At 67.5% G+C, this 21144-nt stretch carries 21 protein-coding genes; 10 read left to right on the top strand and 11 right to left on the bottom strand.

Features of this window, described 5'->3' with window-relative positions; translation table 11 throughout:
* Positions 1-92: 92 nt before the first annotated feature.
* The 3 genes from MEU52_RS02195 to MEU52_RS02185 all read right to left on the bottom strand — a co-directional run bounded on the left by MEU52_RS02195 (position 93) and on the right by MEU52_RS02185 (position 4067).
* Positions 93-1205 carry a DUF937 domain-containing protein gene (locus tag MEU52_RS02195; protein ID WP_238121591.1) on the bottom strand — a complete coding sequence of 371 codons (1113 nt, stop codon included), beginning with the start codon at positions 1203-1205 and terminating at the stop codon, positions 93-95.
* 267 nt (positions 1206-1472) lie between these two features.
* A complete protein-coding gene (locus tag MEU52_RS02190) occupies positions 1473-3314 on the bottom strand; it encodes a monovalent cation:proton antiporter-2 (CPA2) family protein (protein ID WP_238121593.1) in 1842 nt (613 codons plus the stop codon).
* Positions 3315-3479: 165 nt separating this feature from the next.
* Positions 3480-4067, bottom strand: coding sequence for an invasion associated locus B family protein (locus MEU52_RS02185; RefSeq protein ID WP_238121595.1), 588 nt, complete (start codon positions 4065-4067; stop codon positions 3480-3482).
* 537 nt (positions 4068-4604) lie between these two features.
* Here MEU52_RS02185 and coxB point away from each other — a divergent pair.
* From coxB to MEU52_RS02140, 9 genes are all read left to right on the top strand, one after another.
* Positions 4605-5441 carry a cytochrome c oxidase subunit II gene (gene coxB, locus MEU52_RS02180; protein ID WP_273546224.1) on the top strand — a complete coding sequence of 279 codons (837 nt, stop codon included), beginning with the start codon at positions 4605-4607 and terminating at the stop codon, positions 5439-5441.
* A gap of 152 nt (positions 5442-5593) precedes the next feature.
* Entirely contained in the window at positions 5594-7198 is a 1605-nt protein-coding gene (ctaD, locus tag MEU52_RS02175; RefSeq protein WP_238121597.1) for a cytochrome c oxidase subunit I, read from the top strand.
* 132 nt (positions 7199-7330) lie between these two features.
* Entirely contained in the window at positions 7331-8236 is a 906-nt protein-coding gene (locus tag MEU52_RS02170; protein WP_238122017.1) for a heme o synthase, read from the top strand.
* The gene (locus MEU52_RS02165; RefSeq protein ID WP_238122043.1) at positions 8233-8511 is read left to right on the top strand and encodes a hypothetical protein; all 279 of its coding nucleotides are present in this window, start codon (positions 8233-8235) and stop codon (positions 8509-8511) included. Before MEU52_RS02170 ends, MEU52_RS02165 begins: the two co-directional genes overlap by 4 nt.
* 10 nt (positions 8512-8521) lie before the next feature.
* Positions 8522-9118, top strand: coding sequence for a cytochrome c oxidase assembly protein (locus tag MEU52_RS02160; RefSeq protein WP_238121598.1), 597 nt, complete (start codon positions 8522-8524; stop codon positions 9116-9118).
* A 110-nt stretch (positions 9119-9228) separates the two neighbouring features.
* A complete protein-coding gene (locus tag MEU52_RS02155) occupies positions 9229-10062 on the top strand; it encodes a cytochrome c oxidase subunit 3 (RefSeq protein WP_238121599.1) in 834 nt (277 codons plus the stop codon).
* 45 nt (positions 10063-10107) lie between these two features.
* Entirely contained in the window at positions 10108-10494 is a 387-nt protein-coding gene (locus MEU52_RS02150; protein ID WP_238121600.1) for a DUF983 domain-containing protein, read from the top strand.
* The gene (locus MEU52_RS02145; protein WP_238121601.1) at positions 10491-11327 is read left to right on the top strand and encodes an SURF1 family protein; all 837 of its coding nucleotides are present in this window, start codon (positions 10491-10493) and stop codon (positions 11325-11327) included. The genes MEU52_RS02150 and MEU52_RS02145 overlap by 4 nt, the downstream gene beginning before the upstream one ends.
* 85 nt (positions 11328-11412) lie before the next feature.
* The gene (locus MEU52_RS02140; RefSeq protein WP_238121602.1) at positions 11413-12657 is read left to right on the top strand and encodes an NAD(P)/FAD-dependent oxidoreductase; all 1245 of its coding nucleotides are present in this window, start codon (positions 11413-11415) and stop codon (positions 12655-12657) included.
* A gap of 46 nt (positions 12658-12703) precedes the next feature.
* Here MEU52_RS02140 and MEU52_RS02135 read toward each other — a convergent pair whose 3' ends face one another.
* On the bottom strand, positions 12704-13264 hold the full coding sequence (locus tag MEU52_RS02135; RefSeq protein ID WP_238121603.1) for a hypothetical protein: 561 nt from the start codon (positions 13262-13264) through the stop codon (positions 12704-12706).
* Positions 13265-13274: 10 nt separating this feature from the next.
* The gene (locus MEU52_RS02130) at positions 13275-14288 is read right to left on the bottom strand and encodes a P1 family peptidase (protein ID WP_238121604.1); all 1014 of its coding nucleotides are present in this window, start codon (positions 14286-14288) and stop codon (positions 13275-13277) included.
* Positions 14289-14493: 205 nt separating this feature from the next.
* On the opposite strand from MEU52_RS02130, the gene MEU52_RS02125 reads away from it, so the two are divergent.
* Entirely contained in the window at positions 14494-15225 is a 732-nt protein-coding gene (locus MEU52_RS02125; RefSeq protein WP_238121605.1) for a cytochrome c biogenesis CcdA family protein, read from the top strand.
* Between the two features lie 65 nt (positions 15226-15290).
* Here the strand turns inward: MEU52_RS02125 and MEU52_RS02120 are convergent, their stop codons facing one another.
* From MEU52_RS02120 to MEU52_RS02095, 6 genes are all read right to left on the bottom strand, one after another.
* Complete coding sequence (locus MEU52_RS02120) at positions 15291-16391, bottom strand: branched-chain amino acid ABC transporter substrate-binding protein (RefSeq protein ID WP_238121607.1); 1101 nt, start codon at positions 16389-16391, stop codon at positions 15291-15293.
* Between the two features lie 90 nt (positions 16392-16481).
* On the bottom strand, positions 16482-16940 hold the full coding sequence (locus MEU52_RS02115; RefSeq protein WP_238121609.1) for a DUF6867 family protein: 459 nt from the start codon (positions 16938-16940) through the stop codon (positions 16482-16484).
* Position 16941: 1 nt separating this feature from the next.
* Positions 16942-17664, bottom strand: coding sequence for an ABC transporter ATP-binding protein (locus tag MEU52_RS02110; protein ID WP_238121611.1), 723 nt, complete (start codon positions 17662-17664; stop codon positions 16942-16944).
* Positions 17661-18584, bottom strand: a complete 924-nt coding sequence (locus tag MEU52_RS02105) for an ABC transporter ATP-binding protein (protein ID WP_238121612.1) — start codon at positions 18582-18584, stop codon at positions 17661-17663. Before MEU52_RS02105 ends, MEU52_RS02110 begins: the two co-directional genes overlap by 4 nt.
* The gene (gene livM, locus MEU52_RS02100) at positions 18584-20071 is read right to left on the bottom strand and encodes a high-affinity branched-chain amino acid ABC transporter permease LivM (protein ID WP_443265828.1); all 1488 of its coding nucleotides are present in this window, start codon (positions 20069-20071) and stop codon (positions 18584-18586) included. The genes MEU52_RS02105 and livM overlap by 1 nt, the downstream gene beginning before the upstream one ends.
* Positions 20071-20988: an ABC transporter permease subunit gene (locus MEU52_RS02095; RefSeq protein WP_238121614.1), complete on the bottom strand. Its 918-nt coding sequence runs from the start codon at positions 20986-20988 to the stop codon at positions 20071-20073. Before MEU52_RS02095 ends, livM begins: the two co-directional genes overlap by 1 nt.
* Between the last annotated feature and the right edge of the window lie 156 nt (positions 20989-21144).

Raw genomic sequence — 21144 nt, 5'->3', positions numbered from 1 at the left:
GTAGACCCCTCGAACCCGCCGCTCCTGGACCCGCGCCGACCGCAACCGGCGCGGGTCCTTTTATGTGGGCTCTGCTGATGCTCGCCCGGCGGCTACTGCCCACCATCCTTGCCTTTCACGAGGCGCGGCTTCTCGGGCGGCAGGATTTCCGCTTCTGGGGCGCGGGCGGAGGGGGTCCGGTTGATGAGGTCGAGCCAGAATTCGGGGAAGGAGTAGGGCGGGCGCTCGCCCGCCGTCAGGCCGGGAAACGCCGGGGGAAAGCCCTGGGCGAACATGCGGGCGAAGAATTCCTGGAAGGGCTGCAGCGGATTGTTCATCAGGTCCGGCGCGGTGCCCATGCGCGGGGTCCCACCGGCATGGGCCGGTTGTGCCATGGCCGGTGCCGGCTGCGGGTTCATCTGCTGTCCAAGCTGCTGCCCGAACTGCTGGCTCATGGCGTTGGCGGCCTGCCCACCGGCCTGGGCCATGGTGTTGGCCATGGCATTCACCACATCCTGCCAGGCGTTGCCCGATGACGCGGGCCGCGCCGCGGCGGGGGGCTGCGCCTGCTGGAACATCATCTGCGCGAAGGCGTCGGCCCACGGGTTGCCGCTGCTCTGCGGCCGGGTGTTGGCGCTGGTGGTGGAGAATGCCATGAAGGCGTCGATCCAGGGGTTGCCCGAGGAGATGGGCGCCGGCCGCGTGGCCGGCTCGCCGATGGGCAGCCGGCTCAGCATGGCGGCGGTCATGGATTGCAGCGCGCCGGAGGCGGCGAGGGACTTGGCCAGTCCACCCACCACGAGGCTGGCGTAGGCCGGCATGATCTGCCGCACCATGGCGATGCCGAGGCCGGTGGTGGCCGCCACATGGCTGGCCACGGCGCGGCTCACCTCGGATGAGCCGAACACCGTGTTGAGCGCATCGGTGCCGGCCTGGTTGAGATCCGGTGTCGGCGGCGGCGTGTAGCTGGTGCCGGGAAACGGCGCCGAAGGCGTCGGCGCCCCCTGGTTGTAATAGGTGCCGTAGGGGCCGCTGAGCATCAGCGCCATCAGCGATGCCATGGCCTCGGGCGACTGGGTGATGTGGCGGAAGCCGTCCGCGAAGGCCGGCATCATCGCGTCCGCGATGGCCTGCGCCTGCTGTGTGGACAGCCCGTAGACCCGTGCCAGGTTCTCCATCCCGTGTCCCCCCTGAGCGGCGCGCAGCAGCTCCACAAAATGATCCATCGCCACCTCCGCCCGGGTTCGGTGGGTCGGCTGCGCCACCCTCCTGGACCCGCCAGTCGTCCGTTTCCTCAGATGCGCGGAGCCATGGGCTCCGTTCGGCCCGTCTGCCGCGGGCTCTTGTCGCGCGCTGCCGCCGGTTCGCCACCGCTCATGCGACCCGTGCAGAGGACCACAAGGTGCGGCGTGCGTCACTTACCCGTTAGGCGCTTGTGAGGGAGCTTAAGCCATCATGTCACCGAAATCACGACAGGATCGGAAAGGGGGCCGTCAGCCGGAGAATTCGGTCTCGTGGGTGAGGATGTCCTGCGCCTCGGCATTGAGCGGCCGGGCCGGCTTGCCGGGGGTGGTCAGCGGCTCGGGCTCCACCTTGTGGCCCCGCACCAGCTCCGGTGCGGCAAAAATGCCTTCCTGCATCTGCCGCTCCAGCCGGGCGCGATCGCGGGTGCGCACATCATCGATGCGGGCGCTCGCTGCCTCGGCGGCGACGCCCAGCGCGCGCAAGGTGCGATTGCCGAAGGTGAGGGCCGATTCGAGCGTCTCGCGGATCTCGAACGCCACCCCCATCCGCAGCAGCTCCATGGAATGGATGCGATCGAAGCTGCGCACGAACAGCTTGGCGCCGGGCATGGTGGCCTTCACCACCTCGACGATTCGGTTGGCGTCTCCCTTGTCGTCCACGCACACGCAGATCACCTTGCAGGTGTCGGCGCCGGCGGCGCGCAGCACTTCGGGCCGGGTGCCGTCGCCATAATAGATGTGCACGCCGAAGCGGCCGGCGCTCTGGATCATCTCCACGTCGTTGTCGATGATGGTCACGCCGATCCCTTCCGCCAGCAGACATTGGGACACGATCTGGCCGAACCGGCCGAAGCCGATTACCAGCACCGAGCCGTCGGCATCGGAAAAGTCGTCGGGTTCCGGCTCGGGGGCCGGGGTGCCGAAGCGGGGCAACATCAGGCTGATGCCGGCGAACAGCAGCGGACCAAGGATCATGGACAAGGCGGCCAGGGCGATCAGCAGATCGGCTTGGGCCGGCGTCAATATGCCGTTGGACAGGCTGAGAGGAAACAGCACGAAGGCGAACTCGCCGGCCGGCAGCAGCGCCACTGAGGCCAGCAGCGATTGCTGGCCGCCGATGGCATCGGCGCGGAACACGCTGAACACCACGACGCACTTCACCACCGCCACCAGCGCGGTGCCGAACAGCAGCAGCCCCACGTTCTGCACCACCACCGCCACGTTGAGCGACATGCCGACGCTCATGAAGAACATGGCCAGCAGCAGGCCGCGGAAGGCATCCACATTGGCTTCGAGCTCATGACGGAAGGTGCTTTCCGACAGCAGCAGCCCGGCGAGGAACGCGCCCAGCGCCATGGACATGCCGGCCGCCTGCATCAGGCCCGCCGCCCCCAGCACCACCAGCAGCGCCGCCGCCGTCATCGCCTCCCGGGCGCCGGAGCGGGCCAGCACCCGGAACAGAGGATTGAGCAGATAGCGCCCCGCCACCACGATGACGGCGATGGCGGCGATGGCGGTGCCGGCGCGCATGAGCGCGATCAGCGGGTCCTGGGCGAGCTTGCTTTCCCCCGGCGCGAGCAGCGGCACAAGGGCGAGCAGCGGCACCACCGCGATGTCCTGGAACAGCAGGATGGAGAAGGTACGCTGTCCGTAGGGCGTGTTGAAATCGCCGCGCTCATTGAGGAGTTGGAGGGCGATGGCGGTCCCGGACACCGATAGGGCGAGGCCGCTGACCACCGCTGCGGCCAGTCCGAATCCGAATTCGAAATAGGCGAGGAGCGAGAAGCCGAGCGCGCTCAGCAGCAATTGCGCGGTGCCGAGGCCGAAAATATAGCGGCCCATGGACAAGAGCCGTGAGGGCTTCAATTCCAGGCCGATCAGAAACAGCAGCATCACCACGCCGAGTTCGGCGACGGTGGAGACCACCGTGGGGTCGGCCACATTGAGCCCGACCGGGCCGATGGCGATGCCCACCAGGAGATAGCCGACCACCGGGGAGAAGCCGAGGCGCTTGGCGAGGGGAACCGAGATCACGGCGGCGGTGAGAAACGCGAGCGCTGCCATGAACAGCGCATGATCTTCGCCGTGCATCCCCAGATCTCCTGCGTCACCCGTCCAGCGACGCCTTCACGAAACGCCCCGCTCTATGAGGGGCGTTTTGTCCATCAAAGCGTGTTCAAACCGTGCCGACGGTGCGGCATGTGCAGGGCAGGGAGCAATCCGCGGAGCAGTGCGGCACAACGGCCACGCTGCAGATCACTTCAGCGTGTCGAAGCCCGGGCCGAAGCCGTCGAGGCTCAGCGGCACGCCGATGCCTTCTTCCGGGGTCTGGAAGATGATGAAGGTGGCCTGTTTGCCGCTCTTGAGGCGCGAGATGAGGGTGTCATCCATCACCACCTCGGCCACGCAGCCATTGGGCAGGCAGCGCACGAACGGGGTGCGGCCCACGTCCTGGTCGTCGACCTTGAGGCCGAGCCCCGCCGGCAGCAGCACGCCGAGCGGCGCCAGCACGCGGAGCAGCCGGTTCTTCTGGTCAGCGGTCTTCAGCACGATCACCGTGAGGCCGACATTCGGCCGATCCTCGGCCTGCACCGACTGCAGCAGCACGCATTGCTCGCTCTGGGCGCCGGGCGGCGTATCGCAGCGGATCTGCCACTCGCCGTGCACGGACTTCACCACGCCCTGCGCCGCAGCCGAGCGGGGCGCGAGGCATGTGGCGCCGAGCGCGGCGATGGCCAGAAGGGCCAGTCCGAGCAGGCGCTGGAGACGCGCCGGCGTCCCCGGCCGTCCGGCGCCGCCAATGAGGGCCGGAAAAAGGAGGACACCACGGGACGACACGACCATCAACACGACTCCGGAAGCGACGAGCAGCGCGCCCGGGGGCCGGGCTCCTCTCGAATAGCGGGATTTCGCAACGATTGCCTTAATGCTCAGGCGTTCCTGTCAACAATGGGGCGATTCCGGTGCCGTTCCGCCCTTCGCCCCCGCCGGCGTCTCCGGGATCGCCCATGGACGCCGCCATGGCGATACGGGCGGATATCCGCCTAACCTGCGGTGAATTGTCTCATGTGGCCGCGGCCCCCGGACCGTGGTCGGCGAACCGGCGCGGGGGCGCGGCGGCGGCATAGAATTGATCTGGAACAATTTTTACGAGGCTGCGCCTGCCAGCGGAAATGGCGACGGAGGGCCGCGGGAGAGAGGGGCAGAGTGTCGCATTGCAGCGACGCTCCAGTTCTGGGCCGCGTGGAGGTGATTGTGTTTGATGATCGCCGGGGAACGTGGCAGCCTGACCTCAGATCGGCAAAAGCCGACGAATTGCGGTGAAAGCCGGAACGGACATCGGCACTGACGAGCCGAGCCAGGGAAGAGGCGTTCGAGATGATGTCGCGCATCGGCACAGCCGTCTGCGCCGCGTCGAGTTTTTCCGCGGTGCTGTTCGCCGCTCCGGCGGCTTTCGCCGGGACGGGTCAACCCTCTCCGTGGCAGATGAATCTGCAGGGCGCAGCCACGCCCGTCATGGAGAGTATCCGGTCGTTCAACAGCTTCTTGCTGGTGATCATCACATCCATCGTGCTGTTCGTTCTGGTGCTGCTCGCCATCGTGGTGCTGCGCTTCAACGAGAAGGCCAATCCCACGCCCTCGCGCACCAGCCACAATACCTTGATCGAGGTGGCCTGGACCGTGGTGCCGGTGATGATCCTGGTGGCCATCGCCATCCCCTCGTTCCGCCTGCTGCATCTGGAACTCAAGGTGCCGACGGCGGATCTCACTGTGAAGGCGGTGGGGCACCAATGGTATTGGTCCTACGAATATCCGGATGATGGCGGCTTCGGCTTCGACTCCATGCTGGTGGCCGACAAGGACCTGAAGCCCGGGCAGCCCCGGCTGCTGACCGTCGACAATGAGCTGGTGGTTCCCGTCGACAAGGTGATCCGCGTTCAGGTGACCGCCGCCGACGTGATCCATTCGTTCGCCGTGCCATCGTTCGGCATCAAGATCGATGCCCTGCCCGGGCGGCTGAACGAGACCTGGTTCAAGGTCACCAAAGAGGGCGTCTATTACGGCCAGTGTTCGGAATTGTGCGGGCGGGATCACGCCTTCATGCCGATCGCCGTCCGCGCCCTCAACGCGCAGGATTACGAGGCGTGGCTGGCCAGCGCCAAGGGGCGCTTCGCCTCCGCCGAGGATGCCGTCGGGCAGCTCGCCGACGCGCGCTAGGCTCGCCGGTTCGACACGTTTCCCGGGCGGCCGCCGGCGGCCCGGACCAGAGGGAGCAGGGGCTTGATCGGGGCGGCAGAACTCCGACAGCCCTTGCCACCACCGGCGTTGAAGCCGGTGAGAGAGACGGATCCAAGAAAAGGACCACGGGCATGGTTAGCGAGGCCGTTTCCGCCGTCGATCACGCGCCCATCCCCACCGGATGGCGGCGTTGGCTGTTCTCGACCAATCACAAGGACATCGGCCTCATGTACCTGATCTTCGCCATCGTGGCGGGGGTCATGGGCGGCGCGCTTTCCATCGCCATCCGCATGGAACTGCAGCAGCCGGGCATGCAGATCTTTGCCGATCCGCAGATTTTCAATGTCTTCACCACGGCCCATGGCCTCATCATGATCTTTTTCATGGTGATGCCGGCGCTGATTGGCGGCTATGGCAATTATTTCGTTCCGCTGATGATCGGCGCGCCGGATACCGCCTTTCCGCGCATCAACAACATCGCCTTCTGGCTGCTGCCGCCGGCCTTCATCCTGGCCATTTCCTCCCTGTTCGTGGAGGGGGCCCCGGGCTCCAACGGCTTCGGCGGCGGCTGGACCATCTATCCGCCTTTGTCATCCAAGGTCGGACACCCCGGGCCGGCCATGGATCTGCTGATCTTCGCCCTGCATCTGGCCGGCGTGTCGTCGTTGCTCGGCGCCATCAACCTCATCACCACCATCTTCAACATGCGCGCACCCGGCATGACGCTGCACAAGATGCCGCTGTTCGTGTGGTCGCAGCTGGTCACCGGCTTCCTGCTGCTGCTGTCGCTGCCGGTGCTGGCGGGCGCCATCACCATGCTGCTCACCGACCGCAACTTCGGCACCACCTTCTTCGATCCGGCGGGCGGGGGTGATCCCATCCTGTTCCAGCATCTGTTCTGGTTCTTCGGCCATCCGGAAGTCTACATCCTCATCCTGCCGGGCTTCGGCATCGTCTCCCATATCGTGGCGACTTTCGCCCGCAAGCCGGTGTTCGGCTATCTGGGCATGGCCTACGCCATGGTGGCCATCGGCGTGGTCGGGTTCGTGGTGTGGGCGCACCACATGTATACGGTGGGCCTGTCCGCCGGAACCCAATCGTATTTCGTGGCCGCGACCATGATCATCGCGGTGCCTACTGGCGTGAAGATCTTCTCGTGGATCGCCACCATGTGGGGCGGATCCATCCAGTTCCGCACCCCCATGCTGTGGGCGATCGGCTTCATCTTCCTGTTCACCGTAGGGGGCGTGACCGGTGTCGTTCTGTCCAATGCGGGCATCGACCGGTCGCTGCACGACACCTATTATGTGGTGGCCCACTTCCATTATGTGCTGTCGCTGGGGGCGGTGTTCGCCATCTTCGCCGGCTGGTACTATTGGTTCCCGAAGATGTTTGGCTACATGATCCCGGAATTCTGGGGCAAGCTGCATTTCTGGGTGACGTTCGTCGGCGTCAACCTGGTCTTCTTTCCGCAACATTTCCTCGGGCTCGCCGGCATGCCGCGCCGCTATGCGGATTATCCCGACGCCTTCGCGCCCTGGAACTTCGTCTCGTCCATCGGCTCCTACATCTCGGGATGCGCGGTGCTGATCTTCCTCACCGGCACCACACTGGCTTTCCTGCGCAAGGAGAAGGCGGGCAACAACCCCTGGGGCGTGGGCGCGACCACCCTGGAATGGACCTTGTCGTCACCGCCGCCATTCCACCAGTTCGAGGTGCTGCCGCGGATCAAGTGAGGGCGGCCGAGGGCGGCGAGCGCCGCCTTCGGGTTGCCTCCGGCTTAAGGGTGTCGAACGCGAAAGGGCGCCATCATGAGCGACGTGGATGCGAGCCTGGGACATGTGACCCGCTCCGGATTCACCGGGGAGATGGGGCAGGGCGTGGCGACGCCGCGCGACTTCATCGCTCTGCTCAAGCCACGGGTCATGTCGCTGGTGGTGTTCACCGCCCTGGTGGGGCTGCTGCGGGCGCCGGGTGACTTACATCCGGTGCTCGGTTTCACGGCGCTGCTGTGCATCGCGGTGGGGGCGGGCGCGGCCGGCGCGCTCAACATGTGGTGGGATGCGGATATCGATGCGGTGATGGCGCGCACCGCTGGCCGCCCCATTCCCGCCGGCCGGATCGCACCGCGCGAGGCTCTGGCGTTCGGCCTCACCCTCTCCGCCTTTTCGGTGGGGGTGCTGGGGCTGGTGGTCAATGCCCTTGCCGCCGGCCTTCTGGCCTTCACCATCTTCTTCTATGTGGTCATCTACAGCATGTGGCTGAAGCGGACCACGCCGCAGAACATCGTCATTGGCGGCGCGGCGGGGGCGTTGCCGCCACTGGTGGCCTGGGCGGCTGCGGCGGACAGCGTCTCCCTGGAGCCGGTGTTGCTGGTGGCCATCATCTTCTTCTGGACACCGCCGCATTTCTGGTCGCTGGCGCTGTTTCGCGCCGATGACTACGCCCGGGCCGGCGTTCCCATGCTGCCCGTGGTGGCCGGGCCGGACCAGACCCGGCTGCAGATCCTGCTTTACACCCTGTTCCTGGTGCCGCTGGCGGCCAGCCCCGCGGTGCTGGGCTTTGCCGGCCCCCTTTATGGCGCGGTGGCACTGCTGTGCGGCGGGCTGATGGTGACGCGGGCGCTGCGGGTGTTCCGCCTGCGCGAGGGCGAGGCAGCGGTGAAGGCGGCCAAGGGCCTGTTCGGCTTTTCCATTCTCTACCTCTTCGCGCTGTTCGCCACCTTGCTGGCGGAGGCGCTCATGGGGCCGGTCTCGACGGGAGGTTTGTGGTGACGCGACGCGGACACACCAAGGGCAACCGTGCCATGCCGCCGCCGGCGGTCGATCGCAGCCGCGCGCGGGGCCTCCCCGCCGCCCGGACGGTCGCACCGGTGGTGCCGCTGCGCCCCACCGGTGCCGAGCCGGGGGTGGTGCTGACGCCGGAGCAATTGCGCAGCCGCCGCGCGCGCAGTCTGGCCATCGCTCTCACCCTGGGGCTGCTGGCGGTGCTGTTCTACGTGGTCACCCTGGTGAAGCTCGGCCCCGGCGTGCTGGTCCGCCCCTTGTAAGGAGAGAGCGATGGCTCGGCAGGCGCCAATATCGGGGGATCGGGGCCGGCGGCGGCTCGTGGCGCTGTGCTGCCTGGCATTCATCGGTGCCATGGTCGGGGTCACCTATGCCTCGGTCCCGCTTTACGCGGCGTTCTGCTCCCTGACCGGTTTCGGCGGCAGCACCCGGGTCGGGGTCGCGGCGCCGGCGGCCGTGAGCGAGCGGCAGATCGTCATCCGCTTCGATGCCAACGTGGCAGCGGGCCTGCCCTGGTCGTTCACCCCGGATCAGCGGGAGATGTCGGTGAAGATCGGCGCCACCAGCCTGGCCCATTACACCACCCGCAACACCTCTACGGCCGCGACCGCCGCCAATGCCACCTACAACGTCTCCCCACCCCAGGCGGGGGCCTATTTCGTGAAGCTGCAGTGCTTCTGTTTCGAGGAGCAGCATCTGGGAGCTGGCGAGCGCGCCGACATGCCGGTGGTCTTCTATGTGGACCCGTCCATTCTGGACGATCCTGACCTGAAGGCGCTGCCCGCCATCACCTTGTCCTACACCTTTTTCCCGGCCAAGCCGCAGGCCCAGCGGGCGGCGGGCCGGACGGCGGGAGCGGCGCAGCTTTAGCCGCCCGCAGGGCGCCGATCCCCGTCCCGGGTCGGCGCCGTTCTTGGATGGGACGGGAGAGAGAACGCCAAGATCGATGCCGTTGACGGCACAAGAAGGAGGCCGCCACCATGGCCGAGGCACACGTCAAGACGCACGATTACCATATGGTTCCTCCGAGCCCGTGGCCGATCATCGGCTCGGTCTCGGCCCTGCTGCTCACCGGCGGCGCGGTGGTGTGGCTGCACGGGGGCACCAGCCTTGTCATGCTGGCCGGGTTGCTGGGCGTGCTCTACACCATGTTCGGCTGGTGGCGGGACGTGATCCTGGAAGGCTACCGGGGCTTCCACACTCAGGTGGTGGATCTGGGCCTGCGCTATGGCACCATTCTCTTCATCGCCTCGGAGGTGATGTTCTTCGTCGCCTGGTTCTGGGCCTTCTTCGATGCCTCCCTGTTCGCCGGGGAGGCGATCAATTTCCAGCGCGCGGAGGTCACCGGCGGGGTCTGGCCGCCGCAGGGCATCGAGACGCTGGACCCCTGGCACCTGCCGCTGCTCAACACACTGATCCTGCTGACCTCCGCCACCACCCTCACCTGGGCGCACCATGCGCTGATCGAAGGCGACCGTGACGGGTTGCGGCTGGGCCTGTGGTCCACGGTGGGGCTGGGTGTGCTGTTCACTTTTTGCCAGGTCTACGAATATTGGCACGCACACTTCGCCTTCGCCGGAAACATCTATGGTTCCACCTTCTTCATGGCCACCGGCTTCCATGGTTTCCATGTGATCGTCGGCACCGTGTTCCTGGCGGTGTGCCTGCTGCGCGCCTATCTGGGAGATTTTCGGCCGGAGCGGCATTTCGGCCTGGAGGCGGCGGCTTGGTACTGGCACTTCGTCGACGTGGTGTGGCTGTTCCTGTTCGTGTTCATCTATGTGTGGGGGTCGGTGGGCGCGTCCGCCCACTGACGGAGCCGGAGGCAGGAAGCGCGGGCACGAAGCGGAGGCTAGACCATGGCGCGCCATTCTCCCCATGACGTCATCTCCCCGCTCGGCGCGGGGCTCATGGGTCATTGCCCGCGTTGTGGTCGGGGCCACCTCTTCCGCGGCTTCCTGGATCTGGCGCCCCGATGCGACGTGTGCGGGCTCGACTATGGTTTCGCCGATGCCGGCGACGGGCCGGCGGTGTTCGTCATCCTCATCGGCGGTTTCGTGGTGGTGGCGCTGGCCTTCTGGGTGGAGGCGGCGTTCGAGCCGCCCCTTTGGGTGCACGCGGCACTTTGGATACCCGCCATCCTCGTGCTCACCCTCGGCCTGTTGCGCCCGCTGAAGGGGCTCATGGTGGCGCTGCAGTATCGCAACAAGGCGGCCGAGGGGCAGCTCGACCGTCGCGTGCCATGAGCCGTCGGTCGTCGCTACCGCTGGATCGGCTGGATCGGGGCGAGGGGACGGGCCACCCGGGGGGGCTGCCGTTGCGCCTCGCCACGCTGTCCGCCCCGTGGGCCACAGGGCGCGCACTGGTGGCGCTGCTGGCGGTGGGGGTGGCGCTCGCCGTGCTGATCGGTCTCGGCACCTGGCAATTGCAGCGGCGGGCCTGGAAGGAGGACCTGCTGGCGCAGGTGGAGGCCCGCGCCCATGCCGAACCCGCTCCCGTTCCGGCGCCACGGGAATGGCCGCAATTGACCCGGGAGCGGGATGAATATCGCCACGTTCGGGCGCGCGGCGTGTTCGATCACGCCCGCGAAGCCCTCGTCTATACCGTGCGCGGCTCGGACGAGCCGGAGCCGCGCGGCGCCGGGTATCTGGTGATCACTCCCCTGATGCGCGCCGATGGTCCTCCGCTTCTCATCAATCGCGGCTTCGTTCCTTTGGCTCTGCGTGATCCGCATGCGCGCGCCGATGGCCAGATCGCGGGTGAGGCGGAAGTGGTCGGGCTGCTGCGCATGCCCGAGGCCGCCAGCTGGTTCGTGCCGGCCAATGACGAGGCCGGCAATGCCTTCTATCGGCGCGATCCCGGTTCCATCGCCGCTGCCCGCGGGCTCATCGATGCCGCCCCCTTCATCATTGATCAGGACGCCCCAGTTGCGCCCGGGGGGTGGCCGCGCGGGGGCGCGACGCGCCTCGTCTTTCCCAACCGCCATCTGGAATATGCCCTTACTTGGTATGGGTTGGCGACGACGCTGGTGGCGGTCAGCCTGGCCGTGGCGTGGTCGCGACGCCGCGGGCGCCGGTGAGGGGCGCCGCGCTGGCGGCGCGCGCGGTCGAAGATTGGGGGGAATGATGTAAGATCGGTGGTGTCGGCGAGAGGAGCCACCGAACATGGCGCGTTGCGATGTGGTCGTCCTGGGCGCGGGAATCATCGGGGTCAGCGTCGCCCTGCATCTGCAGGCGCGGGGATTGTCGGCGGTGCTCATGGATCACGCGCCGCCGGGGGAAGGGACCTCGTTCGGCAACGCCGGCTGCATCGAAGGCAGTGCGCTGTTTCCCGTGGCCTTCCCGCACGATCCTCTGGTGTTGCTGCGCCACGCGCTGAAGCAGGCGCCGGAAAGCAATTACCACCTCGCGGATCTGCCGGCCCTGGCGCCCTGGCTATGGGCCTATTTCCAGAAATCGGCGCCGGCAGCGCTCGTCACCACCGCGCGGGAGCTGCGGCCCCTGTTGGCCCGTGCCCGCGCCGAGCACCACCTTCTGGCGGAGCCAGCCGGGGCCATGGATCTGTTGGCCCCCACCGGATGGCTGAAGCTCTACCGCACGCCGGCGCTGTTCGCCGCCACGACCGCCGAACGCGCGCTCGCCGATGATTTGAAGGTGGCCTACACGGTGCACGACACCGCCGGGGCCCTGGCCCTGGAGCCGGCGCTGCGTCCACGCTTCACCCATGCCATTCATTGGCACGATTGCGATAATTGCTCCGACCCCGGCGGCCTCGTGAAGGCCTATGCGGCGCTGTTCGAGCGGCGCGGGGGACTGCTGCTTTCAGGGGATGCGCGCAGCCTGCGGCGTGCTGGTCCGCGCTGGCGGGCCGAAACCGCAGAAGGGCCGGTGGACGCGGAGGAGGCGGTGGTGTGTCTCGGCCCCTGGAGCCTCGACCTTTTGGCGCCGCTCGGCATCCAGCTGCCGTTGATCTCCAAGCGCGGCTATCACGTGCATCTGGCGCCTGAACAGGGCCTGCAGCTGGGGCGGGCGGTGGTCGACGTAGCCGGCGGCTATGCCTTGCAGAACACCCGCTATGGCATTCGCCTCACCACCGGTGTGGAGTTCGCCGGGCGCGATGCGGCGCCGACCCCGCGGCAGGTGGAGCAGGACATTCCCATGGCGCGGGAGCTGCTGCCCCTCGGTGCGGTGCGCGAGAGCGAGCCATGGCTGGGGCGGCGGCCCGCACTGCCCGATTCCAAGCCCATCATCGGCCCGGCCCCGGGCCTGGCGGGCCTTCATCTGGCCGTGGGCCACGGTCATTGGGGGCTCACGCTGGGGCCCGTCACCGGTCTGCTGCTGGCACAGATGATGGCCGGGGACACCCCCTTCACCGATCCCAAGCCGTTTTCCGCGCGTCGCTTTCTGTAAAGCGGCGGGGCGGACGGCCGGCAGCCGCCCGCCCGGTCGGTGCGCCTCAGCCGCGGTTGTAATAGGCCTTCGGGCGGGCGCCGTCGCGGAAGTAGCCGAACAGGGCGGCGGTCGCCACCACCTGGGCCAGGATGCCGGGCGTCAGCGCTGCGAAATCGGCCAGGGTGGCGCCGTCCGGTGCCATGGCCGCGCGCATGGCGAACTGACAATAGGCGCTCACCGCCACCCAGGCCGCCAGCACAACCGGCGCCACCATCAGCGTGATGCGCGCGCGCATCACCGTCAGCACCACGAAGCTAATGCCCCAGGCGAACAGCACCAGCTGCGGCCAAAGGCCGAGGCGCAACACATGGGCCTGCAGGGTCGCGCCGGCGAAGGCTTCGGTCAGCGCCCAGGAGGCGCCCGACACGCCGGTGTTGGCCACCAGAGCGAATAGCCCGGCCAGCGGCAAAGCGGTGATGCCGCAGGCGCACCAGAAGACCACCATCAGGGCTCCGCCGAGACCGGGATTGTCCGGCGGCCGGCGCCGGGTGCGCGTCTTGGGCGCGGAAGTCGAACCCGGGCCTGGAGCGGCGCTCGGCGGAACGGCGGAACGGGTCTCGCTCATGAATTTTCTTTCAGGGCTGGAGGGTGGCGGCGGGCGCACCATAGAGGTCCCGCCAGCTGGGCTGGGCATTGGGGACCGGCAGCGCCTTGGCGGTGAATACCGCCCGCGCCACCGCCCGCGCCAGCACCGTGGCTGCGCATGCGCCAAGACGGGTCAGGTCCACCACCGGCTCCGCCAGGGCGCGGCGGCCGGTGGCGAGGGCGAATACGCAGTCCCCGTCGAGCGGGGTGTGGATGGGGAACAGCGACAGGGCGAGCCCATCCTGAGCCATGACGGCAAGACGCTGGGTCTGTGCCTTGCTGAGGATCGCATCGCAGGCGACAACGGCGATGGTGGTGGCGGTACGTGGCAGGTGCCCCTTGAGGGCGGGCGCCAGGGCTTCGTCGGGGATGCGTCCGGGCAGGCCGAGGCCGCCGAACTCGCCATCGCGCTCGTAGGGCGCGGCTCGGAAGTGGGGACCGGGGCCGAACAGCGGGGAACCCACTGCATTGACCGCCACGATGGCGCCCACCACATGGCCCGAGGCCAGCACCGCCGAGGCCGAGCCGAGCCCGCCCTTGACGGTGGCGGTGGTGGCGCCGAGCCCGGCGCCGACGCTGCCGAGCGGCACGTCGAGCCCGGCGGCGGCCACCGCGGCGCGCCCCAGCGCCCGATAGGGCGGATCCTCGCCCCAGGATTTGTCGCCACCGTTGAGGAGATCGAACATCACCGCGGCGGGAACGATGGGCACCCGCGCATCGCCCACGGCGAACCCGCGCCCCTGGGCCGCGAGGGCGCCCATGACGCCCGCCGCCGCATCCAGGCCGAAGGCCGAGCCGCCGGACAACACCACGGCGTCGACTCCATCCACGGTGGCGACGGGCGCCAGCAGGTCGGTCTCCCGCGTGCCGGGACCGCCGCCGCGCACGTCAACGGCCGCGACGGTGGGGGCGTCGCACACCACCACCGTGACGCCGGTGGCATGGGCGAGATGCTCGGCATGGCCCACCTTCAGGCCCGCGACATCGGTAATGAGGTTGCGCATCGGGTCCCTCCATCGGCACTGTTTTAGAGTGCTTTGTCGCGTCGAGGGAATGGGCTGCGGCCATCTTTGCCGCCTGCCTTGGGGACGGGAACTGCGCCCGGCGCCGCTCACAAGCGGGCGAGCGCGGCGATGTGCGGCTTGCCGCGGCCGCCCGGGCGGCCCATGACGGGCGCCACATGTCGTTTTCGTCCTGCGTCAGGGTTCCATGACCGACGTTACCCTTCCCGCCGCCTTTCTGGCCGGCCTCGTGAGCTTCGTGTCGCCATGCGTGCTGCCGCTGGTGCCGCCCTATCTGTGCTTTCTCGGCGGCAGCACGCTGGATGATCTGGCGGGCGACGAGCCGGTGAAGGAGGTGGGCCGCCGCGCCATGGTGGGCGCAGCCCTGTTCGTCAGCGGCTTCACCGTGGTGTTCGTGCTGCTGGGGGCGGGGGCTTCGGCCCTCGGCGACCTGCTGCGGGCCCATCTCGATATTCTGTCCATGGTGGCGGGCCTCGCCATTCTGGTCATGGGCCTCAACTTCCTGGGCGTGTTCAAGATCCATCTCCTGCATCGCACCGCCCGGCCACACGTGAACGAGCCGTCCGGCCTGTGGGGGGCCTTTGTCATGGGCCTCGCCTTCGCCTTCGGCTGGACCCCCTGCCTGGGGCCGGTGCTGGGAGCCATCCTTGCCGTGGCCGGTTCCGAGGCGACCGTCTCCAAGGGCGCTCTGCTGCTCGCCACTTATTCCCTCGGCCTCGGCGTGCCGTTCCTGCTGGCGGCCATGGCGGTGCGGCCGTTCCTGGCCAGCCTGAAGCATGTGCGCAAGATGCTGCCGGTGGTGGAGAAGGTGATGGGCGCGCTGCTGGTGCTCACCGGCATCGCCTTCATGTCCGGCTGGATCGCTCATGCCAGCTACTGGCTGATCGAGACCTTCCCGGTGCTCTCCACGCTCGGCTGAGTAAACAAAAAGCCCGCGCCGGAGCGCGGGCTTCCTGATGGGACCAGGCGCTACGCCCGGGCTGGTCACAGCTGCTTGTAGCTGCCGTCCTTCCACTCATAGACCACGTAGTCGAGCTTGGTGATGTCGCCCTTCTTGTCGAAGGCGAGCGGGCCGAGCACGGTCTCGAAGGTCATGCCGGAGTGGATCTTGTCCGCCACCTTCTTGGGGTCGAGGGACTTGGCCGCTTCCGCCGCCTGCTTGATCACCTGGGCGGCCGCGTAGGAGTAGAGCACATAGCCTTCCGGATCGACGCCCTTGGCCTTGAAGGCGGCGACGATGTCCTTGGCGGCCGGGTTGTTGCGCGGATCGGGGCCGAAGGTCATCAGTGTACCTTCGGCGCCGGGGCCGGCGATGGTCCAGAACTCCTTGTCGGTGATGCCATCGCCGGAGAAGAGCACGGTCTTCATGCCCTGGTCGCGCATCTGCCGCACGATCAGGCCGGCTTCCGGATGCAGGCCGCCGAAATAGATGAGATCGACGCCATTGGCCTTCAGCTTGGAGACGAGGGCCGAATAGTCCTTCTCACCGGGGTTGATGCCCTCGTAGAGCACTTCCTTCATGCCGCCCTTGTTCATGGCCTTCTGGGTCTCGTCCGCGAGACCCTTGCCGTACGGGGTCTTGTCGTGGACGATGGCGACCTTCTTGCCCTTGAAGTTCTTCACGATGTAGTCGCCGGCCACCGAGCCCTGCTGGTCGTCGCGGCCGCAGGTGCGGAACGTGTTCCACATCTTGCGCTCGGTGAAGGTCGGGTTGGTGGACGCCGGGCTGATCTGCAGCACGCCGGCTTCCTCGTAATCGGTCGAGGTCGGGATGGAGACGCCCGAGTTGAAGTGACCGATCACGAAGGTCGCGCCGTCGGAGATGAATTTGTTGGCGGCGGACTTGCCCTGCTCGGGCTTGCCGGCATCGTCACCGACCAGGAGTTCGATCTTCTTGCCGAGAATACCGCCGGAGGCGTTGATGTCCTCCACCGCCTGCTCGGCGCCGGTCTTCAGCTGGGCGCCGAAGGCAGCGTTCGACCCGGTCATGGGACCGCCGACGCCGATTTTCACCTGGGCGCTGGCCTGTCCCGCCAGGGCGAGGCCGGCGCCCAGCGCCAGCGACGCCAACAAGAGCTTCCTCATCTGATCTCTCCCCTCGTATAGCGGATCGACCCGCGATCCGATGCTGCTGGGCCGGGCACCCGTTGTGCCGCGGTCCAGGACCCCAGAACTTCAACCGGCAACCTCGGGCGCGCTGCCGCCCGCCTGGCGGCGCCAGCTCAGAAAGCCGGAGGGTGCGAACATCCACCCATATTGAACACTCATCTGCTGCTTGCGCACCGCCCGGAAGCCGAGCGTCGCGATCGCGATCAGGAACAGCACCTCCACCAGGGAGGTCAAAGGTTCGAACAGCGCGTCTTCGAACAGAGCGAAATGCGCGAAGCGCACCGCGGCGGCCAGCAGGATGCAGTAGACCAGCAGGTGGAGCAGCGAGCCCCAGCCCCGGGCCACCGCCTTGCCGGTCAGCCAGGCGGCGCCTCCCCCGAGGATCAGCGAAACCAGCAGGAAGTCGCCCAGCGAGGGGCCCATCAGCACGGCAGGCGCCACCGCGACGGCCAGCGCCAGCACCACCAGCAGCACCAGGGGGCCGATCAGCAGCGGCGAGGACGGGCGGCCCGGATCATGGGTCATGTCAGCGGCCTCCCTCAAGATAGGCGGCCCGCACCTCTGGCCGGGCCAGAAGCTCGGTGCCGGTGCCGGACAGGGTGATGCGCCCGTTGACCATCACATAGCCGCGATGGGCGAGCTTCAGCGCATGATAGGCGTTCTGCTCCACCAGGAACACGGTCAGCCCCTCGGTCTGGTTGAGGGTTCGGATGGCCTCGAAGATCTGCCGCACCACCAGTGGCGCGAGGCCGAGGGAGGGCTCGTCCAGAAGCAGCAGGCGCGGCCGGCTCATGAGGGCGCGGGCGATGGCCAGCATCTGCTGCTCGCCACCGGAGAGGGTGCCGCCGCGCTGGCCGATGCGCTCCTTGAGGCGGGGAAACATCTCGAACATGCGTTCGAGATCCGCCTCGAAATGGGTGCCGCCTTCCACCGCGGCGCCCATCTGCAGATTCTCGTAGACGGTCATGCGCGGGAAGATCCGCCGGCCTTCCGGCGACTGGGCGATCTTGAGCCGCATGATCTCGTGGGTGGGCAGGCGAGTGATGTCCTTCCCCGCGAAGGTGACCGCGCCCGCCCGCGCCTGGGGCGCGCCGCAGATGGTCATCATCAGCGTGGACTTGCCGGCGCCATTGGCGCCGATGAGGGTGACGATTTCCCCCTCGTTGACGTCCATGTCGACGCCCTTCAGGGCCATGATGTTGCCGTAGAAGGTCTCGACCCCCCGCACGGCCAGCAGCGGCGCGCTCATGCGGGGGCTCCCATTTCGGCTTCGGCCTCGGCTTCGTCCTCCACCCCGAGATAAGAGGCGATGACCTTGGGATCGTTGCGCACCGCCTCTGGCGTGCCGTCGGCGATCTTGCGGCCATATTCGAGGACCACCACGTGGTCGGAAATCTCCATCACCACGCTCATGTCGTGCTCGATGAGCAGGATCGAGGTCTGGTGGTCCTTGCGGATGCCAAGCAGCAGGGCATTGAGCTCGGCGGATTCGCGCGGGTTGAGGCCGGCCGCCGGCTCGTCGAGGCACAACAGTGCCGGCCGCGTGCACATGGCGCGGGCGATCTCCAGGCGCCGCTGGTCGCCATAGGGCAGGTCGCCAGCGGGATCATCGGCGCGGGCGGTGAGATGGATGCGCTCCAGCCAGTAAAGGGCGTGCTCCACCGCCTCCTTCTGCTGCCGCCGCCAGGACGGCAGGTTGAACAGCGCCGCGGGGTTGAGAAGCCCGGCCTGGGTCAGCGACATGTGCTGCGCCACCAGCAGGTTTTCCAGCACCGTCATGCCCGAGAACAGGCGGATGTTCTGGAAGGTGCGGGCCACTTTGGCGCGGGCGGAGACCTTGTGGTCCGGCAGGCGCTCCAGCAGGTAGGTGGCGCCGTTGACGGTGCGGCTCCAGGCCAGGCCGCCGGTGGTGAGGGCATCGAGCTCATCGTCGCTTGCCGGCCCCCCGTGCATCAAAGCGAGGCGCCCGGTGGAGGGCTTGTAGAAGCCGGTGATGCAGTTGAATACCGTGGTCTTGCCGGCGCCGTTGGGGCCGATGACGGCGGTGACCTCGCCGCGGCCGGCGCGGAAGGTGACGTCGCCCACGGCGACAAGGCCGCCGAAGCGCATGGACAGGTGGTCGACCTTGAGGATTGGGTCGCGATCCCAATGGGGGGCGAGCGCATTCATCAGCCGTGCCCCTCCTTCACCAGAGATCCGGACACCGCCCTGCGCGTCTTGAAGAAAATGGTCGGCATGCGGGTCGCGACGAGGCCCCGCGGGCGCCACACCATCACCGCCACCATGGCAAAGCCGAAGATCAGCATGCGGTAGAGGGCGGGGTCGAAATCCGAGCCGAACAGGAAGTCCGATTTCAGGAAGGTGAGGTTGCGCAGCATCTCCATGCCGCCGATGAGCAGCACCGCCGCCGCGGCCACCCCCATCTGCGAGCCCATGCCACCCAGCACCACGATGGCGAGGATCACCGCCGATTCCATGAAGGTGAAGCTCTCCGGCGAGACGAATCGCACCCGCACCGCGAAGAAGGCGCCGGCGAAGCCGCCGAACATGGCGCCGGTGGCGAAGGCGGTGAGCTTGGTCAAGGTGGTGTTGATGCCAAGCGAGCGACAGGCGATCTCGTCCTCGCGCAGCGCCTCCCAGGCCCGACCCACCGGCATCTGCCGCAGCCGGATGGTGGCCAGCGCCGTGAGCGCGGCGAGGCCCAGGATGATGAAATAGAGGAAGATCATCCGGTGCATGGGGCTGAAGGACAGCCCGAACACCGCGGCAAAGCCGGTGTCGTCCCGGTCGAACGACATGCCGAAGAAGGTCACGGGCGGGATTGAGGAAATCCCGGCGCCGCCATTGGTGAGCGACACCCAGTTGATGAGCACCAGACGGATGATCTCGCCGAAAGCCAAAGTGACGATAGCGAGATAATCGCCGCGCAGCCGCAGCACCGGAAAGCCCAGGATGACCCCCCACAGGCCGGCAAGGATGCCCGCCACCGGCAGGCACACCCAGAACGACCAGGAGGCCCAGAAGCCTTCCGCCACATGGGCATCGAAGAAGGCGTTGAGCGGCACTGAGGTGGAGAGCAGTGCGAAGGTGTAGGCGCCCACTGCGTAGAACGCCACGTAGCCGAGGTCGAGAAGGCCGGCGAGGCCCACCACGATGTTGAGGCCCCAGCCGAGCATCACATAGGTGAGGATGTAGATGCCGAGATCCACCCAATAGCGGCTGGGGGAAAGGCCGCCGGACAGCAGGATGGCGAGGAAGGGATAGGCGAGGGCGAGGGCGAAGAAGGCGGGCTTGAGCAATGGCGCCACGCCCGCACGCAGCCGGATGGCGAGCGGCGAACTGGATTTGCCCGCGCGCCGGCGGTCCGGATGCCACACGGTGAGGTTCAGCACCAGCCGGAGCCCCGCCACCACCGCCGCCAGCACGGCCACCAGGCCGAAGCGATAGGTGAGGGTGAGTGGCCCGGAGCCGCTTTCGGTGGCGCGGAAGCCCACCAGGGGCAACAGCAGGAGCCCGGTGATGATGCCACTGGCCACCGCGTCCTTCAGCGCCGGCAGCAGCGCCGCCTCCCGGGGCGTGGGGGCCACGGGGGGGATTGTCACTTGCGGCGCCTTATCGTCATCTTCCCAGAGGTCGGAGGCGTGCGGCGCCGCCATCACACCTTCTCCACTTCCGGCCGGCCCAGCAGGCCCTGGGGCATGAAGATGAGCACCACCACAAGGATGGAAAAGGCCGCTACATCCTTGTATTCAATGGAGAAGTAGGCGGACCAAAAAGTCTCGATGAGGCCGATGAGAAGGCCGCCGAGCACGGCCCCGGGCAGCGAGCCGATGCCGCCCAGCACCGCCGCGGTGAAGGCCTTCACCCCCGGCACGAAGCCATCGGCGAAGTTCACCACCCCATAATACATCAGGTACATCACCCCGGCGACGGCGGCGAGCGCGGCACCGATGACGAAGGTGAGGGAGATGGTGCGGTCGACATTGATGCCGAGCAGCGCCGCCATCTTGCGGTCCTGCTCACAGGCGCGCTGGGCCCGCCCCAGAGGCGTTTTCTGCACCAGCCACCAGAAGCCGAACAGCAGGCCGGCGGTGACCGCCATGATGATGATCTGCTTGTAGGCGAGGGTGACTTGGTAGCCGTTGCGCTCCATCAGCACGATCACGTCCGGCACCAGCGGCGGCAACGGCTTGTTGCGCGGGCCCTGGGCCACCTGCACGAAGTTGGACAGGAAGATGGACATGCCGATGGCCGAGATCATCGGCGCTAGGCGGAACGAGCCCCGCAGGGGGCGGTAGGCCACCCGCTCGATGGCCCAGCTGGTGAGGCCGGTGAACAGCATGGCCACCACCAGCGTGATGGCGAGCACCAGGAAGATGGAGCTGATGCCGACCACGGTGGTGAGCAGCAGCACGCAGATGAGGCCGATGAAGGCGCTCACCATGAATACGTCGCCGTGCGCGAAATTCACCATGCCGATGATGCCGAACACCATGGTGTAACCAATGGCGATCAGGCCGTAGATCGACCCAAGGGTCAATCCGTTGATGAGCTGCTGGAGGAAGATATCCATCCGCCGCTGGACCCCTCTTGTCTGGTGGCTGCGCCTACAAATTCATCCTGCACGATGTTTGGGCGAAGCTCTTTTATCGACTCATAACCCGGCCCGGCCGGAGTGACAATTCTCGTGCGAACAGCGCACGAACATCTTCACGCCCCGCACGTGAGC

Origin of the sequence: Xanthobacter sp. NM-25, assembly GCF_022138605.1 — a bacterium.
In the GTDB taxonomy this organism is placed as follows: Bacteria; Pseudomonadota; Alphaproteobacteria; order Rhizobiales; family Xanthobacteraceae; genus Xanthobacter.
Note: the sequence above shows the minus strand (reverse complement) of the source record. Positions and strands in the feature narration are given on the sequence as shown.

Bases quoted from the DNA above. Each gene is read 5' to 3' on its own strand.
- MEU52_RS02195 (WP_238121591.1), bottom strand. From the start codon at position 1,205: ATGGATCATTTTGTGGAGCTGCTGCGCGCCGCTCAGGGGGGACACGGG.
- MEU52_RS02190 (WP_238121593.1), bottom strand. From the start codon at position 3,314: ATGCACGGCGAAGATCATGCGCTGTTCATGGCAGCGCTCGCGTTTCTC.
- MEU52_RS02185 (WP_238121595.1), bottom strand. From the start codon at position 4,067: ATGGTCGTGTCGTCCCGTGGTGTCCTCCTTTTTCCGGCCCTCATTGGC.
- coxB (WP_273546224.1), top strand. From the start codon at position 4,605: ATGTCGCGCATCGGCACAGCCGTCTGCGCCGCGTCGAGTTTTTCCGCG.
- ctaD (WP_238121597.1), top strand. From the start codon at position 5,594: ATGGTTAGCGAGGCCGTTTCCGCCGTCGATCACGCGCCCATCCCCACC.
- MEU52_RS02170 (WP_238122017.1), top strand. From the start codon at position 7,331: ATGGGGCAGGGCGTGGCGACGCCGCGCGACTTCATCGCTCTGCTCAAG.
- MEU52_RS02160 (WP_238121598.1), top strand. From the start codon at position 8,522: ATGGCTCGGCAGGCGCCAATATCGGGGGATCGGGGCCGGCGGCGGCTC.
- MEU52_RS02155 (WP_238121599.1), top strand. From the start codon at position 9,229: ATGGCCGAGGCACACGTCAAGACGCACGATTACCATATGGTTCCTCCG.
- MEU52_RS02150 (WP_238121600.1), top strand. From the start codon at position 10,108: ATGGCGCGCCATTCTCCCCATGACGTCATCTCCCCGCTCGGCGCGGGG.
- MEU52_RS02145 (WP_238121601.1), top strand. From the start codon at position 10,491: ATGAGCCGTCGGTCGTCGCTACCGCTGGATCGGCTGGATCGGGGCGAG.
- MEU52_RS02140 (WP_238121602.1), top strand. From the start codon at position 11,413: ATGGCGCGTTGCGATGTGGTCGTCCTGGGCGCGGGAATCATCGGGGTC.
- MEU52_RS02135 (WP_238121603.1), bottom strand. From the start codon at position 13,264: ATGAGCGAGACCCGTTCCGCCGTTCCGCCGAGCGCCGCTCCAGGCCCG.
- MEU52_RS02130 (WP_238121604.1), bottom strand. From the start codon at position 14,288: ATGCGCAACCTCATTACCGATGTCGCGGGCCTGAAGGTGGGCCATGCC.
- MEU52_RS02125 (WP_238121605.1), top strand. From the start codon at position 14,494: ATGACCGACGTTACCCTTCCCGCCGCCTTTCTGGCCGGCCTCGTGAGC.
- MEU52_RS02120 (WP_238121607.1), bottom strand. From the start codon at position 16,391: ATGAGGAAGCTCTTGTTGGCGTCGCTGGCGCTGGGCGCCGGCCTCGCC.
- MEU52_RS02115 (WP_238121609.1), bottom strand. From the start codon at position 16,940: ATGACCCATGATCCGGGCCGCCCGTCCTCGCCGCTGCTGATCGGCCCC.
- MEU52_RS02110 (WP_238121611.1), bottom strand. From the start codon at position 17,664: ATGAGCGCGCCGCTGCTGGCCGTGCGGGGGGTCGAGACCTTCTACGGC.
- MEU52_RS02105 (WP_238121612.1), bottom strand. From the start codon at position 18,584: ATGAATGCGCTCGCCCCCCATTGGGATCGCGACCCAATCCTCAAGGTC.
- livM (WP_443265828.1), bottom strand. From the start codon at position 20,071: ATGGCGGCGCCGCACGCCTCCGACCTCTGGGAAGATGACGATAAGGCG.
- MEU52_RS02095 (WP_238121614.1), bottom strand. From the start codon at position 20,988: ATGGATATCTTCCTCCAGCAGCTCATCAACGGATTGACCCTTGGGTCG.